General features: G+C 41.9%; 16 protein-coding genes. 8 read left to right on the forward strand and 8 right to left on the reverse strand.

Translation table 11 applies throughout. The features are described from left to right. Positions 1 to 36: 36 nt before the first annotated feature. From H5183_RS10320 to H5183_RS10340, 5 genes are all read left to right on the forward strand, one after another. Positions 37 to 318 carry a peptidylprolyl isomerase gene (locus tag H5183_RS10320; RefSeq protein WP_149980623.1) on the forward strand — a complete coding sequence of 94 codons (282 nt, stop codon included), beginning with the start codon at positions 37 to 39 and terminating at the stop codon, positions 316 to 318. Positions 319 to 386: 68 nt separating this feature from the next. Next, positions 387 to 965 (forward strand): glutathione S-transferase family protein, encoded by a 579-nt coding sequence (locus tag H5183_RS10325; RefSeq protein WP_182731636.1) that lies wholly within the window; start codon positions 387 to 389, stop codon positions 963 to 965. Positions 966 to 982: 17 nt separating this feature from the next. Further along, entirely contained in the window at positions 983 to 1,333 is a 351-nt protein-coding gene (locus H5183_RS10330; RefSeq protein ID WP_145236925.1) for a DUF2750 domain-containing protein, read from the forward strand. A 77-nt stretch (positions 1,334 to 1,410) separates the two neighbouring features. Further along, on the forward strand, positions 1,411 to 2,091 hold the full coding sequence (locus tag H5183_RS10335) for a hypothetical protein (RefSeq protein ID WP_149980621.1): 681 nt from the start codon (positions 1,411 to 1,413) through the stop codon (positions 2,089 to 2,091). A gap of 94 nt (positions 2,092 to 2,185) precedes the next feature. Beyond that, positions 2,186 to 4,756, forward strand: a complete 2,571-nt coding sequence (locus H5183_RS10340; protein ID WP_182731637.1) for a M1 family metallopeptidase — start codon at positions 2,186 to 2,188, stop codon at positions 4,754 to 4,756. Positions 4,757 to 4,803: 47 nt separating this feature from the next. On the opposite strand, the gene H5183_RS10345 is transcribed toward H5183_RS10340, so the two are convergent. Further along, entirely contained in the window at positions 4,804 to 5,169 is a 366-nt protein-coding gene (locus tag H5183_RS10345; RefSeq protein WP_182731638.1) for a hypothetical protein, read from the reverse strand. A 77-nt stretch (positions 5,170 to 5,246) separates the two neighbouring features. Then, complete coding sequence (locus H5183_RS10350; RefSeq protein ID WP_182731639.1) at positions 5,247 to 6,116, reverse strand: hypothetical protein; 870 nt, start codon at positions 6,114 to 6,116, stop codon at positions 5,247 to 5,249. A 137-nt stretch (positions 6,117 to 6,253) separates the two neighbouring features. Between H5183_RS10350 and H5183_RS10355 the strand changes: the two genes are divergently transcribed. The 3 genes from H5183_RS10355 to yjjG all read left to right on the forward strand — a co-directional run bounded on the left by H5183_RS10355 (position 6,254) and on the right by yjjG (position 8,440). Then, positions 6,254 to 7,153, forward strand: coding sequence for a phosphoribulokinase (locus H5183_RS10355; protein ID WP_145236910.1), 900 nt, complete (start codon positions 6,254 to 6,256; stop codon positions 7,151 to 7,153). Between the two features lie 67 nt (positions 7,154 to 7,220). Further along, on the forward strand, positions 7,221 to 7,766 hold the full coding sequence (gene yjjX / locus H5183_RS10360) for an inosine/xanthosine triphosphatase (protein ID WP_182731640.1): 546 nt from the start codon (positions 7,221 to 7,223) through the stop codon (positions 7,764 to 7,766). Continuing rightward, entirely contained in the window at positions 7,766 to 8,440 is a 675-nt protein-coding gene (yjjG, locus tag H5183_RS10365; RefSeq protein WP_145236903.1) for a pyrimidine 5'-nucleotidase, read from the forward strand. The genes yjjX and yjjG overlap by 1 nt, the downstream gene beginning before the upstream one ends. A gap of 256 nt (positions 8,441 to 8,696) precedes the next feature. On the opposite strand, the gene lpxC is transcribed toward yjjG, so the two are convergent. From lpxC to murC, 6 genes are all read right to left on the reverse strand, one after another. Then, positions 8,697 to 9,608: a UDP-3-O-acyl-N-acetylglucosamine deacetylase gene (lpxC, locus tag H5183_RS10370; protein ID WP_182718054.1), complete on the reverse strand. Its 912-nt coding sequence runs from the start codon at positions 9,606 to 9,608 to the stop codon at positions 8,697 to 8,699. 103 nt (positions 9,609 to 9,711) lie between these two features. Continuing rightward, a complete protein-coding gene (gene ftsZ / locus H5183_RS10375; RefSeq protein ID WP_182731641.1) occupies positions 9,712 to 10,956 on the reverse strand; it encodes a cell division protein FtsZ in 1,245 nt (414 codons plus the stop codon). A 21-nt stretch (positions 10,957 to 10,977) separates the two neighbouring features. Then, on the reverse strand, positions 10,978 to 12,210 hold the full coding sequence (ftsA, locus tag H5183_RS10380) for a cell division protein FtsA (protein ID WP_145236894.1): 1,233 nt from the start codon (positions 12,208 to 12,210) through the stop codon (positions 10,978 to 10,980). Continuing rightward, positions 12,207 to 12,986 (reverse strand): cell division protein FtsQ/DivIB, encoded by a 780-nt coding sequence (locus tag H5183_RS10385; RefSeq protein WP_182731642.1) that lies wholly within the window; start codon positions 12,984 to 12,986, stop codon positions 12,207 to 12,209. The genes ftsA and H5183_RS10385 overlap by 4 nt, the downstream gene beginning before the upstream one ends. 1 nt (position 12,987) lies before the next feature. Next, positions 12,988 to 13,908, reverse strand: coding sequence for a D-alanine--D-alanine ligase (locus H5183_RS10390; protein WP_149980616.1), 921 nt, complete (start codon positions 13,906 to 13,908; stop codon positions 12,988 to 12,990). Then, on the reverse strand, positions 13,905 to 15,344 hold the full coding sequence (murC, locus tag H5183_RS10395) for a UDP-N-acetylmuramate--L-alanine ligase (protein WP_259397186.1): 1,440 nt from the start codon (positions 15,342 to 15,344) through the stop codon (positions 13,905 to 13,907). Before murC ends, H5183_RS10390 begins: the two co-directional genes overlap by 4 nt. Between the last annotated feature and the right edge of the window lie 9 nt (positions 15,345 to 15,353).

The raw sequence follows: 15,353 nt of genomic DNA on the forward strand, positions 1-15,353 counted from the left end.
TGATTAAAAAAACACCACCTTGAAACGGGAGATTTTATGACAGTGGCAAGTGCAAGACACATATTAGTAGACAGCGAAGCGCAGTGCTTAGATTTAAAAACCAAGATTGAACAAGGCGAAGATTTTGCTGAGTTAGCTAAGGTACATTCAAACTGCCCTTCAGGTCAGGATGGCGGTGCATTAGGTGAGTTTGGTCCTGGTATGATGGTTCCTGAATTTGATAAAGTGGTATTTTCAGCACCGATTAATCAAGTACAAGGTCCTGTGCAAACTCAGTTTGGCTACCACTTACTTGAAGTGACTAGTCGTACAGAATAACGTTGGTTTTATTACTAACCTAAAAGAAAGCCGCCTCTGCGGCTTTCTTTTTATCCTAAGGAAAGCACATGCAACTATTAGGCTCAACAACCTCGCCATTTGTACGCCGCATTCGTATTTGGGCACTGTTAAATCAATGTAGTCTTGAGTTTATCAAGTTAGATATTTTTTCAGACACTGATCGTCAGCTGATGATACAAAATAATCCAGCCCGAAAAATTCCAGTGCTAATCACTAAGCAGCAAACTTTAGCTGATTCAAATAACATCATCCGCTTTTTGCTCGAACAACACAGTCAAACTCGTCTGAATTGGCAACAAGAGCACCTACTAACAATCATTAATGCATGCAATGATTCGCTGGTTGAGCTATTACTTTGTCAGCGTTCAGGATTCGATACACAGGATGATAAATTATTTTTTAATCTACAAAATGAACGCATTGCTGAAACATTAAGCTATTTAAATAACCATTTTGCAGATGCAGAATTTAAAAGCTGTGAATACCTGTGCATCAGTTTATACTGCTTACTTGATTGGATTTGCTTCCGCGAGTTAACGGATCTAACGGCACATACCGAGTTAATGAATTTCTATTATTCATTTGCTCAGCAACAGGCAGTGCAGCAAACCGATCCACGTAATTAACATTTAAGGGTAAACACATGAGTGATATCGAAATTGAATCAGAACTAGTTAGTTTTGTTGAAAAAGTACGTCAAAGTGAACAAATCTGGGCGCTAGGTGCTGAAGATGGCGGTTTTGTGGTTTGTGACTCTAACCAATTTGAAAACACCGATGTACTACTATTGTGGGAAAGTGAAGCAACAGCAAAAGCCCAGTGTAAAGAAGAATGGGCCGATTACAGCCCACTGCAAATCACCTTGGATGAGTTTTTAGATGACTGGGTTGAAGATCTAAAAGAAGATGACGCACTGGTTGGCCTAAACTGGAATGACGACCAAGTATGTGTTGAAATCGAGCCGGTTGGATTAGCACGCGCACTAAGCGAATAAGCATTATTTAACATTGCTTTACTGCGCTGGTTTATTTGCTATAAACTAGCGCAAATCTTTACTTTCAGGGTATTACGTTGAAGTCCCATCTTGGTCGCCGCCCTTTTTCCGCTATGGAATTACATACGCTTTACCATGGCTATATATATGGTGATCAACGCTTACCTCGCGAACAGCCGAAACACTGGCATTTTTGGCTCCCTTTAATCGCTTATTACAGCGGAGCTTACAGTGATGAAATTGGCCATTTACAACTGTGCGATATTGTTGAACATCAACAGATCCTTTGTTTTCATTTCCATACCCACGGTAAAATAAAAGCCCGTATTGTGCCTATCCATCAAGCACTTTTTGATGCTGGCTTAAACGAGTATATCGCAGCAGTTAAACAACAAGGACACAATCGCCTATTGTTTGACTTACCATCTAAGTCAGGTCGCTATAGCGAGAAAGTTCGCATTTGGTTCTCTGGTGAAGGAGAGCGTGCCGGCTACTTACAAAAGTGTGATATTCCCAATATCGATCAACTTGGTATGAAAACCGCTGTCAGCAGTCTCAGGCTCAATTTTGAGCAGCAAATCCGCATTTATGCAATTCAAGCAGGCAATAAAGATGCTTTTAATTATCTGCTGGGTTTTAATGAATATGAATTGACTGAATTTAGCGATGTAATCACCCTTAATCAGATCTGCCAACAAATACGCGTGATCAACCAGCACATTGATTGGCACCGCTTTAATCAGCGCCACACCATTTGACAAACTTTGTTACCAACTAGCTCATTACTCACTGCTTAAAAACTGTTACGATAACTGAGCACAAAACTCTAACAAGAAAATATCAGGGATATCTATGTTTATTAAAAGCCTACTCACACTCAGTGTGGCCGTTGCAGTAAGTTCAGCTCATGCTAATGAGTTTGTCCTAGAAAAGCTCGCAAAACCAAGTTCTCAACACGTATCTCTAACGCTTGATCCAGCTCAAGAAACCTTTAGCGGTATGACCGAAATCGCCCTTGAAGTACTTAAGCCAACTAACTATATCGAGCTAAATGGTGTTGCTTACGCAACGCAAATGGCAAAACTGCTTGGGGCAGAAAACTGTGACTTAAGTGCTGAAATGCTAAAAACAGGTAAAGTAAAATTTAGCTGCGATGAGCAAATTCAACCAGGTAAATACACGCTTAAAGTCGACTTCACTGCCCCCTATAATCGCCAAAGTGTTGGCCTGTATAAAACCTTAGATCAGGGTGTGCCGTATTTATTTACCCAATTTGAAATGAGCGATGCCCGCCGCGCATTCCCTGTATTTGATGAACCAAGTTATAAAATTCCATTCCAATTAACGATTACAGCACCTAGCTCTCAAAAAGTGTATGCCAATACACCTGAGTTAAAAACGACCGTTAATGGCGATATGACCACTCACTTTTTTGATAAAACACCGCCAATTCCTTCATACTTAGTGGCCATGGCTGTCGGTCCATTTGAGGAGCGTGAAGTCAAAGGCATGCCAATTCCAGGTCGTGTGATCACGCCACAAGGTAAAATTCACTTAGGTGAATATGCCGAGCAAGCAATGCCAAAAGTATTGGCCGCGCTTGAAGGCTACTTTGGTATTCCTTACGTTTATAAAAAACTAGATTCAGTCGCTGTTCCAGAGTTTCCATTCGGTGCCATGGAAAACGCAGGCTTAGTTACCTACCGTGAAGATATTTTGCTGCTTGATTTGGCTACAGCGACTCGCAATAAAAAACAACGTAATGTATCTATCATCGCTCATGAACTTGCTCACCAGTGGTACGGTAACTTAGTAACCATGAAATGGTGGAATGACTTATGGCTAAATGAAGCGTTTGCAAGCTGGATGGCTGCTAAAATCACAGCCCAGCTTAACCCTGAATTTGAATCACATTTAGACCTGCCGCAAAATAACGTTATGGCGTTAGATGCTCGTTTAAGTACTAAGCCAATTCGTAAACCAATCAAAACCGAAGCCGATATTATGGACGGCCTAGGCTTAGCTTATAGCAAAGGCAGCTCGGTATTAGCTATGGTTGAAAACTGGATTGGCGAAGAGGCTTTCCAGCAGGGTATTCGTGCTTATTTAAAAGAGTTCTCGTATAAAAACGCCGAAGCAGCCGACTTATGGCAAGCCCTTGGTAAAGCATCAAATAAAGATGTGGCAGCGGTTTTAAAATCGTTTATCGAACAATCTTCATTCCCACTGATCAAAGTAACTCAGCAAGGTAAAACGATTACCATTAATCAAAGCCGCTTTACTAACGCGGGCGTTGATGCTCCTGCACAGCTTTGGAATGTGCCAGTTGCAATAAAATACGGTGCTGGCGATAAAGTTAAAACTGCCAATGTATTACTAACTAAAGCCAATCAAACTGTTGAACTTGAATTTGAACCTGAGTGGATTTATCCAGATCAAGGCGCTTTAGGTTATTACCGCTGGGTGATGGATGACAAACAATTTGCTGCATTGATTGATAACGCCGCACAGTCATTGACAGTACGAGAACGTTTAGCGTTATTGTCTGCCGCTGATGCATTACTAGATGCTGGTGTTATTTCTGCTGCACATTTAATGCAAACACTAGAAGTTTTTGTAAGCGACAAACACCCACGCGTTGCTAATACCGCTTTGGGTTATTTAGCCGCACAAAAGCGTACCTTTGAAGATGAAAGCAACCAAGACCTGTGGCCTGAATTTATTCGTAAAAGCATCATGCCTGCAGCTAAACAGTATGGTTTAACTGCAAAAGTTAAAGAAGATGCTGCAATCTCGCAATTACGTACTCAAGTAGTTGCGCGTTTAGGTTTTGATGGTGAAGATCAAAGTGTGATCAATACCGCCAAGGCACAAGCCCGTGTTTACTTAAATAACCCAGAAAAAGTTGATCCGTACCTTGCGTCAATCTACTTAAACTTAGCCGCATTCCATGGTGATAAAAACCTACTCGATGCATATATAAATACCTTTAAAACTACCAAAGATCCGCAAGTGCGTACAAAAATGCTAGCGGCTATGAGTTACTTTGGCACGCCAGAGCTACAAACTAAGGTATTAAATTACAGCTTAACTGACGATGTCACTGCATCTGACATGCGTACGATTATGTCAGGACAGGCTTACACGAAAGCCCGTGAAGCTTTGTTTATTGAATGGATATACGCGAATTACGATAAGGTAGTTGCAAACTTGCCACCTTTCTTCGTACCTAACCTGCCTAACTTTACCACCTCAGGTTGTAGCGCCAGCAGCTTAGCAAAAACGCAAACTTTCTTTATGAGCAAAATTGCTGATGAGCCAGGTTATGCCCGTACCTTAAGCAAGCTTGAAGAAAGCGTAAATAATTGTATTGCACTTAAAGAACGTGAATTAGCGTCTGTAAATAGTTTCTTAAAACGTTAATTTGTACGGCAAGCCATTGGCTTGCCGTTTTTTATCAACAGCGTTATTTATCCATTGATAATTTTTACTAGCTGAGAAATAAACTCTTTTGCTCCTTCAACGCTGGTCATTTTAAAACCTATTCCATAATGTATTGGATTCGTGCTTTTAAAAATACGCGTTGGAAACCGTGTCATTTCACTACTATGAAAAAAACCGCTAATGCGGTTAACGCCTGCTATTTTATTAAAATCATCACTAAAGACTTCCAGTACAGGACGAAGCACAAGCTTAGCTTGGCCACCTTCTATATGCAGATAAATTGCTTCTTTGGACTTAGGTAACATATATTCAGTGATATTCTTAATTCTAAAATTACTACGGCACTCTAATGCAATAAGTTGCTCGTTGATTTGCTCTGGACTAGCTGACATGGATATCCTTGATTTTCATTAAGCTCTTAGCTGTAAACTACAGCACAGCCAAGAACCTGCAAAGTTTTATATTATAGTTATTTAACGCAGACAAAAGCGAGTTGATCATTTAAGTAGCTCATACGGGTAATATTGGTATCACAGAAAGGCGTTAAATCAAGCCATAGCGAGACCTGCTCAGGGCTATTTAGCTTGCGCTGGTAAACACGATTATCGACCGCATAAATGACCGTATTAGCGTCTTTAAATGCGTAATCTTGTACAGTCTGCGGTAAACGAAAGAGGTCAGTGACGGTATTTTCTTGCGGATCATAACTTGCTAACCAGTGCTGCTGCGCTTTGCTATAACTAAATGTATAGGCAGCTAATGCATGATTAAATGTCAACGTACGGCCAATATGCTCAGCAACCACTTTTGGCTTCGCTGCAGCAACCTGAGTATATTGTAAAGTATGTGGTTCGCCTAAAATAAACATCACCATATCATTTTTGGCGCCCCAGGCATGATAACCAACTGGTTCTACCCACTCAAAAATACGACTTGGTTTAACATTATCGTCAAACGGATATTGCCATAACTTTTGCTTACCATCCGCCTCGACTACGATAGCTGACAGTGCCTTACCATTAGGTGTTAAAGTCGGCGAGTATTCACTCACAGCAGTATTTGTTAAATTAGTTACTTGCTTATTGGTAAAATCATAAAAAGCTAGATCTGTTTGACTTTGCCCTTCACTTTGCACTTCTTGGGTAAAATAAATACCCTCTTTGGTAAGTAAAGGCTGATTATTATAAACATCATTATTAGTGATACGGCTTACTTGTAACCCATATTCTGTGTTAAGTTTAGCAAGTAAAATTTCGCTTTTTGGCATCGCAGCTAAAACGCTATTAGGGGTAACTGCAAGGGTGGCAACAAAACTTAGCCAAGGTAAAGTCAATTTCATATCATTCTCTAATTATTTTTATCGCCCTTATAATAGCGCTATTTTATAGTTATTCCCAAGTCTGTTATTGATATGTCACTTGACCTACCCCCTTACTACGCCTTATAACTACAGAGCTACTTAAAACGAGAAAAATTATGTCAGCTAAACATCCTATTATTGCGATCACTGGTTCATCTGGTGCGGGTACTACCACCACGACAAGTGCTATTAAGCATATATTTCGTAGTCTTAATATTGAGGCCGCATTTATAGAGGGCGACAGTTTTCATCGCTATACTCGTCCTGAGATGGATAAAAAAGTTCGCGAAGCGCAGCAAGAAGGTAAACACATTAGTTACTTTGGTCGTGAAGCTAATGACTTTGCAGCTCTTGAAGGTTTGTTCAGCACCTATGGCGATACTGGAGCAGGTAAATTACGTCGTTATTTGCATACCTTTGACGAAGCCGTGCCATACAATCAACTACCAGGTACCTTTACTCCGTGGCAAGAACTGGAAAGCAGCACCGATATTTTATTCTACGAAGGACTGCATGGCGGTGTTGTCGATGAAGATCATGATGTAGCTAAGCATGTTGATTTACTAATTGGTATGGTGCCTATCATTAACCTTGAGTGGATCCAAAAGTTAATCCGCGACACCTCTGAACGTGGTCACTCTCGCGAAGCTGTTATGGGCTCAATTGTCCGCAGTATGGATGATTACATTAATCACATTACGCCACAGTTCTCACGAACTCACATAAACTTTCAGCGCGTGCCAACCGTTGACACCTCAAACCCATTTAGCGCAAAAGATATTCCGTCCCTTGATGAAAGCTTTGTGGTTATTCGTTTTCGTGGCATAGATGACGTCGATTTTCCGTATTACCTACGTATGATCGAAGGCAGCTTTATGTCGAGGATCAACACTTTAGTGGTACCAGGCGGAAAAATGGGACTCGCCATGGAGTTAGTATTAACCCCACTTATCAAAGATATTATCCTTAAAAAGCGTGCGCTTGCCGAATTAGCCCCCGTTGATTTGCCTATTTAAGAAATACGCTTGCTGAAATACATAGCTTATGTAAACTGCTGACTTCATCATAAAAGGAGATATCAGCATGACAGAGCCATTACGCATTCTCGTCGGTTCCAAAAATCCGGTAAAAATAAATGCTGCCCGCAGTATTTTCTCTCTCTATTACCCTGATATGACGATTGATTGTCAAGGAGTTGATGCACCTTCACAAGTACCTGATCAGCCAATAGGTGAAGATGAAACACGAATAGGCGCACAAAATCGTGTCTTGTATTGCCAACAGCATTACCAAGCTGATTTTTATGTTGCAATGGAAGGTGGTGCTGAGCAATTTAGCTACGGCCCCGCTACCTTTGCATTTGTAGTCGTTGCTGATAACCAACAACGTGCTATCGGTCGTAGTAGTAACCTTCCTTTACCCCCAAGCCTGTATAATGCGTTATTGCAAGGCAAAGAACTTGGCGATGTAATGGATAACGCATTTAATACTACCAATATCAAACAGCAAGGCGGTGCTATTGGTTTATTAACTAATCATCATGCCACCCGAGAAAGTACCTATACGCAAGCGCTGACACTCGCTATGGCGCCTTTTCTTCATCCCGCGCTTTACTCTAAGGAAGTTTAATGAAGTACACCCATGTTTTATTTGATGCCGACGAAACCTTATTTAGCTTTAATGCCTATGCAGGCTTAAAAAGAATGTTTGCAGTTTATGGCGTTGATTTTAATGACGCTGATTACAGTCATTATCAAGCAACAAATAAACCGTTGTGGCTTGAGTATCAAAACAATACTATTTCCGCTACTCACCTACAAGTCACTCGATTTAGTGAGTGGGCTAATAAGCTCAATGTTCCAGCTCAACAGCTTAATGATGATTTTTTAACTGCCATGGCTGAGATCTGCGAACCATTACCTGGTGCTATTGAACTGCTAAATAAACTAAAACCGCATGCTAAATTAGGCATTATCACTAATGGTTTTACCCAGCTACAAGCACGCCGCTTAGAGCATACCGGATTAAAAGAGATGTTTGATTGTTTAGTTATCTCTGAGCAAGTGGGAATTGCAAAACCAGCCGCAGAAATTTTTTATCACACTTTTGAACTGTTAGGTAATCCACCAAAAGAACAGATCTTAATGGTCGGTGATACCGCAAGCAGTGATATCTTAGGTGGCCAAAATGCCGGGATTGATACCTGCTGGCTACAGCATCCCAACACAGTTCTGCCAGAAGGCATTGAACCAACATACCAAGTGACTGAGCTGGTACAGTTACAACAGCTGTTAGGATTGTAAAAAGGTTTAATACCAATCGACTTAAATATTTAACCATTCTAGCGAGCTAAATAAAGCGCTAACTGCGTTATAATTTTTTAAGTAGAACAACTACATGTCAAAATTTACGCCTTGTTATCACTCCATTTATCTGTCGCTATAAATGGTCAGTAACTTAACACGATTGGTATAACATTAAAAAACTAAACCGCAATATTTAAACAAAAAAATGACGCTAGATAGCGTCATTTTTTATAACTGTTTTAAGCGTTTGCGATTAAGCTGTGGCTACTTCTAAACCTGGTGCTGGCATGTATACTGGGGTATCAAATGTTGCCCATTCCCATGCTGACTCAGTCGCCATAATTTTACGAAGTAACTTATTGTTCAGGTCATGGCCTGATTTATAAGCTGTAATTTTTCCTAAAATGTTGTGGCCTGTCATAAACATGTCACCAACACAGTCTAGAATCTTATGCTTAACAAACTCATCGCTATAACGCAGACCGTTAGGATTAAGTACTTTAAACTCATCCAATACCACGGCGTTATCCATGCTGCCACCTAAAGCTAGGTTATTAGCATGCATATATTCAATGTCTTTCATAAAGCCAAAAGTACGTGCGCGGCTGATTTCTTCCGTAAAGCTTTGTGCCGTAATATCTAAACCGATACGTTGGCGGCTTTCATTGATTGCCGGATGATCGAAAGCAATTTCAAAGTCGATATGAAAACCATCATATGGTTCAATCTCGGCCCATTTATCACCTTCTTCAATACGTACTTTTTCTTTAATACGAATAAAGCGCTTAGCCGCATTCTGCTCTGCAATGCCGCCTTTTTGTAACAAATAAATGAATGGTAATGCACTACCATCCATTATTGGTACTTCTGAGCTATCTAATTCAACGATCAAATTATCGATACCCATTGCCGCTACCGCAGCAATAAGGTGCTCAGTCGTAGATAAGCGAACGCCATCTTTATTAGTTAAACAGGTACATAATTGCGTATCGCCAACGGCTTCAGGTGTTGTTTCAAAATCAACAACCGGATCAAGGTCGACACGACGAAATACTATCCCAGTATTTGCGCTCGCAGGTCGGAGAGTAATAGTGACCTTCTCACCTTTGTGAAGTCCAATTCCTATGGCTTTGACTATCTCTGCAATGGTACGCTGTTTAATCATAGCTTCGCTCACTTATAGTTACAGTTAGACCGCCGATTATATCACATATACGACCAGCTGCCAAATTCGTTCGCTTTTTAAACAAAAACAATTACCTTTTTGCTTAATCTGCTTGTTTTCTTAAAAATGCAGGGATGTCGAAATAATCGCCACCTTCTGATTTATTAGACTTTTTACCGCTATCATTAGTTTTAGATAAACCACTATTGCTTTGCGTTGTCTTGCTCGATTCATGCTTTTCAATCGCTGGAGCAGCAGTCATTTCATCGCCACTACCTTGGCTTGCAAAGCTTGGTACATACATACTGCTAGTTTGGTTTGTTGAACTGCTAACATCAGAACCTGACGCTTTTTTAAAGCCGTTATCGACAATACCAAACTGTGGACGACGATCGCCGCCTAAACCTGTAGCGACTACAGTTACACGTAGTTCATCAGTCATTTCAGGGTCAATAACCGCACCAACCACCACAGTCGCATTTTCAGATGCTAATGCTTTAACGTGATTACCAACAATTTCAAACTCTTCAATTGCGATATCCATACCTGCAGTGATGTTAACTAGGATGCCTTTCGCGCCAGTTAAATCAACGTCTTCAAGCAGTGGGCTTGAGATTGCAGCTTCTGCAGCTTCTTGCGCACGATCAGGACCCGATGCAGACGCTGTGCCCATCATCGCAGTACCCATGGCTGACATTACTGTACGTACGTCGGCGAAATCCACGTTAATCAAACCAGAACGAGTAATTAGTTCCGCAATACCTTGCACGGCACCAAATAATACATCATTAGCTTTAGCGAATGCGTCTAATAGTGTAGTCCCTTTGCCTAAAACTTTAAGCAATTTATTGTTAGGAATTGTAATAAGTGAATCTACAATTTCTGACAATTCGTTAATACCTTGTTCAGCCGCTGCTGCGCGCTTTTTACCTTCAAAGTCAAACGGACGTGTCACTACAGCAACCGTTAAAATACCTAACTCTTTAGCAATTTTGGCAACCACAGGCGCAGCACCTGTGCCAGTACCACCGCCCATACCCGCTGCGATAAATACCATATCAGCACCTTCAAGGCTGGCACGAATAGTATCGGCGTCTTCTTCTGCTGATTTACGACCTACATCAGGGTTTGCACCCGCACCTAGCCCAGACGTGATCTGAGTACCTAGTTGCACCGTAATATCTGCTGATGAGTTACGTAATGCCTGAGCATCCGTATTAGCGGCAATAAAACGCACGCCTTCAATTTGTTGCTTAACCATGTGCTCAACAGCGTTACCGCCGCCGCCGCCCACGCCTATTACTTTTATAACAGCTTCTTCGCTGTGTTGTTCCATTATATCAAACATGTTTACTCTCCGACTTGAGTATTAAAACTCGCCTTGAAACCACTTCGTTATGCGGTTCCACCAATTATTATCGCCTTCAGGTTTCGATTTTTGTGCATTCATCGATTGCATTGTGCGGCCATATTGTAATAAGCCAACCGCCGTTGCATATGAAGGGTCATCTACATAATCTGTCAAACCAACTATCCCTATAGGTTTGCCTATTCTCACTGGCATCTGGAAAATGTCTTCAGCCACTTCCATCGCGCCAGCCATTTTAGCACTACCGCCAGTAATGACGAGTCCTGCTGCAATTTGGTCTGCTAATCCTGAACGATGAATTTCTTCCATCGCTAATTCAAATAATTCTCTAAAACGTGGCTCAACCACCTCTGATAAGGTATGACGCGACATTAACCGCGCTGGTCGCCCGCCTACACTAGGCACTTCAATAGTTTCTTCGCTGCTGGCCATTTGGCTACTTGCACAGGCATATTGTACCTTGAGTGATTCAGCATGGGATATCGGTGTACGAAATATTTTTGCAATATCGCCAGTAACTTGGTTACCCGCTACAGGAATAACTGCAGAGTGGCGCAACGCACCATTGATATAAATAGTGATATCCATCGTACCGCCACCGATATCAAGTACCGCAACACCAAGCTCTTTTTCGTCATCGGTTAATACCGAATAACACGACGCTAATGCGGTGAAAATCAGTTGGTCAACTTCAAGACCACAACGCTCAACACATTTTTCAATATTTTTCGCCATATCGTTTGAGCAAGTTATGATGTGAGCACGGGCTTCCATTCGTACACCACTCATACCACGCGGGTTTTTAATCCCTTCTTGCATATCGATACTATATTCTTGCGGCAGCGCATGCAGCATTTTACGTTCGGCTGAAATAGGCACAGAGCGCGCAATATGAATAACATTTTCAATGTCTTCATCAGTCACTTCAGTGTTATTAATTGCCACAACACCACTTTCGTTTTGGCACTGAATATGTTTACCTGAGATCCCCAAATACACGGAGCTAATACGGCAATCAGCCATAAGTTCAGCTTCATCGATTGCACGACGAATAGACTCCGACACCAAGTTAAGGTCGTTTACGCCGCCTTTATCCATACCATGGGACACTTGGCTGCCAACCCCAACAATGCTGAGTTTGTTATCTGCGGTGATTTCACCAACCGTGGCCACCACTTTTGAGGTGCCAACGTCTAATCCAATCACTAGGTTTCTTTCTGCTGACTTAGTCATGCCTTACTCTTATTTTGTAATTGCGCTTCTTCCAGGAGCTTCCAGCTCACTGCAAGGCCGGTATCATACCGTAAATCCACTACATCTACTTGTGCATCTGCACGTTTTTCCATCCGCGGGTAAACATCTATAAACCGCTGTACCCGTTTAGCTTTTTCTTTACGCCCTAATTTAAGGCGAATACCGTTATCGAGCCATAACTGCCATGAAAATCGCTCTGACAATGCAAGACTGGTTAACTTAAAACTATTGACCTTAAGCATTTCATCAAGCTGCTTGAAAGCTCCCCAAGCTTCAAACTCACTGCCCTCAGGGCCATAAAGTTGTGGCAGCTCGTCACTGAGCTTCGCACTGCTAGCTTGAAACACTTCACCGCTTTGGTTAAGTAATAAATCACTGTTCCACACTGCGACGGCCTGATGCTCTACTACATACACTTGTAATGTATCTGGCCACTGCTTGCGTACCGATACAGTAGCCACCCATGGCAGCTCTTGAACCAAATGTTGAACATGTTTAACATCTAAATCAAAAAAACTCGATAAGTCAGCTTTTTTAATCGCGCCAATAATCGCTTTTTCGTCCGTATATTGAGGTTTCCCCAACACCGCTAAATGCTTTATCTGCGCATCTTTATTTTCCACCAACCACTGTCTAACGCCGCTGGTTATTTGTACTAAGCTAAAAACTACAATAAGGAAAAAGCTCACACCAAAGATTAACGACCAATTGAGTTGCTGTTTTAATTGTTGCGCTTTTTCCAAAAAGGGATGCATATTAAAGCGTTTGCTCCAAAATGCGAACAACTAATTGCTCAAAGCTTGCACCATTTGCTTTAGCAGCCATTGGCACTAACGATTTTTCAGTCATTCCTGGTACTGTGTTTACTTCTAACAAATAAAAGTTACCGTCTGCATCTTGCATTGCATCAACACGACCCCAACCACTGGCACCCACCAGATCAAATGCCGCTAAAGCCATTGCTTGTAAATGCGTGGTATCGCCAGCTGATAAGTCTGCTGGGCAATGATATTGCGTGGTATTTGACTGATACTTTGCTTGGTAATCATAAAAACCATTCGGGGTGGTCATTTCAATTACTGGCTGTACCTCATCGCCTAGTACAGTGATTGTAAATTCGCGCCCTGTTATCCACTGCTCAACCAGTACTTGGCTGTCAAACTTAAACGCTTCGGCTAAAGCAGCTTCAAGCTCTTGCGCATTATTTGCTTGCGCCATACCAATGCTAGAACCTTCGTGCGACGGTTTTACCATCACTTTTTTCAGTTCATTCATTATCGCTGTAGCATCAAAACCACGTTTGCTATCCACCACCGCATAAGGCGCAGTGCTCAAGCCCGCAGATTTAAATAAATGCTTACAACGTATTTTATCCATCGCCAATGCTGAGCCTAATACGTTACTGCCAGTGTATGGCAACCCCATAAACTCAAGTGCACCTTGAATAGTACCGTCTTCACCACCGCGACCATGCAGGGCGATAAATACTCGTTCAATGCCGAGTTCTTTTAATTGCCATAACGGTTGCTCTTTTGGATCAAAGCCAATGGCATCAACGCCCGCATTTTGTAATGCGTTCAATACCGCTTGGCCTGATTTTAGTGATACTTCGCGCTCAGCTGAGTGTCCACCAAACAACACTGCCACTTTGCCAAACTGTGTGTTTAATTGCGTCATACCTTTACCTGCTTAAGTTGCTCAATCGACAGCGATGTCGCCGCGAGTGTTTTTACTAATTGACCAATATTACCAGCACCTTGGGTTATAACTAAATCATTATCTTGTAACGTATCAGCTAATACTCCAGCTAGTTCAGAGCTACTTGCAACATGCAGTGGTTCTTTACCGCGTTGACGTAAGCTACGACATAAACTTTTACTGTCTGCGCCAATAATTGGCTCTTCACCAGCGCCGTATACATCAAGCAATAATAACTGATCAACATCGGCTAACACTTTTACAAAGTCTTCATATAAATCACGAGTACGAGTAAAGCGATGTGGTTGGTAAATCATTACTAAGCGTTTATCAGGCCAGCCTTGGCGAATTGCCGCTATAGTCGCTGCAACTTCTGAAGGGTGATGACCATAATCATCCACCAGCATTACTTTGCCACGTTCGTTTTCAAAATCGCCATAATGCTGAAAACGACGTCCGATACCTTCAAACTGTTGCAATGCTTCTAAAATCGCGTGATCAGCTATTTGTTGATCTTTTGCAACAGCAATCGCTGCAGTGGCGTTCAATGCATTATGTTTACCTGGCATATTTAAATGCACAGTTAATTCATCACCTTGCTTAGTGCGCACTTTAAACTGACTGGTATTTGCCGTTTGGCTAAAATCAGTCATGCGGTAATCGGCGTCGCTCGATTCACCATAAGTGATCACAGGACGGCCAAATCGCGGAATAAGCTCAGCTGCCACTTCTGAATCGATACACACCACAGCAAGGCCATAAAAAGGCAGGTTATGAATGAAATCCACATAAGTGTCTTTCATTTTTTCTAAGCTACCGCCGTAGGTATCCATGTGATCTTCTTCAATATTAGTGATCACCGATACCATAGGTTGCAAATGCAAGAATGACGCATCACTCTCATCAGCTTCAGCAATTAAAAAATCACTTTTACCGACTTTTGCGTTACTACCCGCACTATTAAGTAAGCCACCAATAATAAAGGTTGGATCCAGCCCAGCTTGAGCATAAATACTCGCGATCAAACTAGTGGTGGTGGTTTTACCATGAGTGCCAGCGATAGCAATACCGTGGCGAAAGCGCATTAGCTCGGCCAACATTTCTGCACGGCGCACAACCGGAATACGTGCCGCCTTAGCTGCAATAATCTCAGGGTTAGTTTCATCAATTGCACTTGAAACCACCACTACATTGGCATCTTTAACATTACTTTGATGATGGCCAATAAACACTTCAGCGCCAGCTTGGATCAAACGTTCGGTCATTGCACTATGGGCAATATCAGAGCCAGTAATACGATATCCTTCAAATGCGAGTACTTCGGCAATACCGCCCATTCCTGCGCCACCAATACCAATAAAGTGGATAGTGCTAATTCGGCGCATTGCCGGGCGAGTGCTCTTGTGTGTTGACATTTGTTTCAC

The organism is Pseudoalteromonas sp. SR44-8, from assembly GCF_014163635.1.
GTDB lineage: Bacteria > Pseudomonadota > Gammaproteobacteria > Enterobacterales > Alteromonadaceae > Pseudoalteromonas > Pseudoalteromonas rhizosphaerae.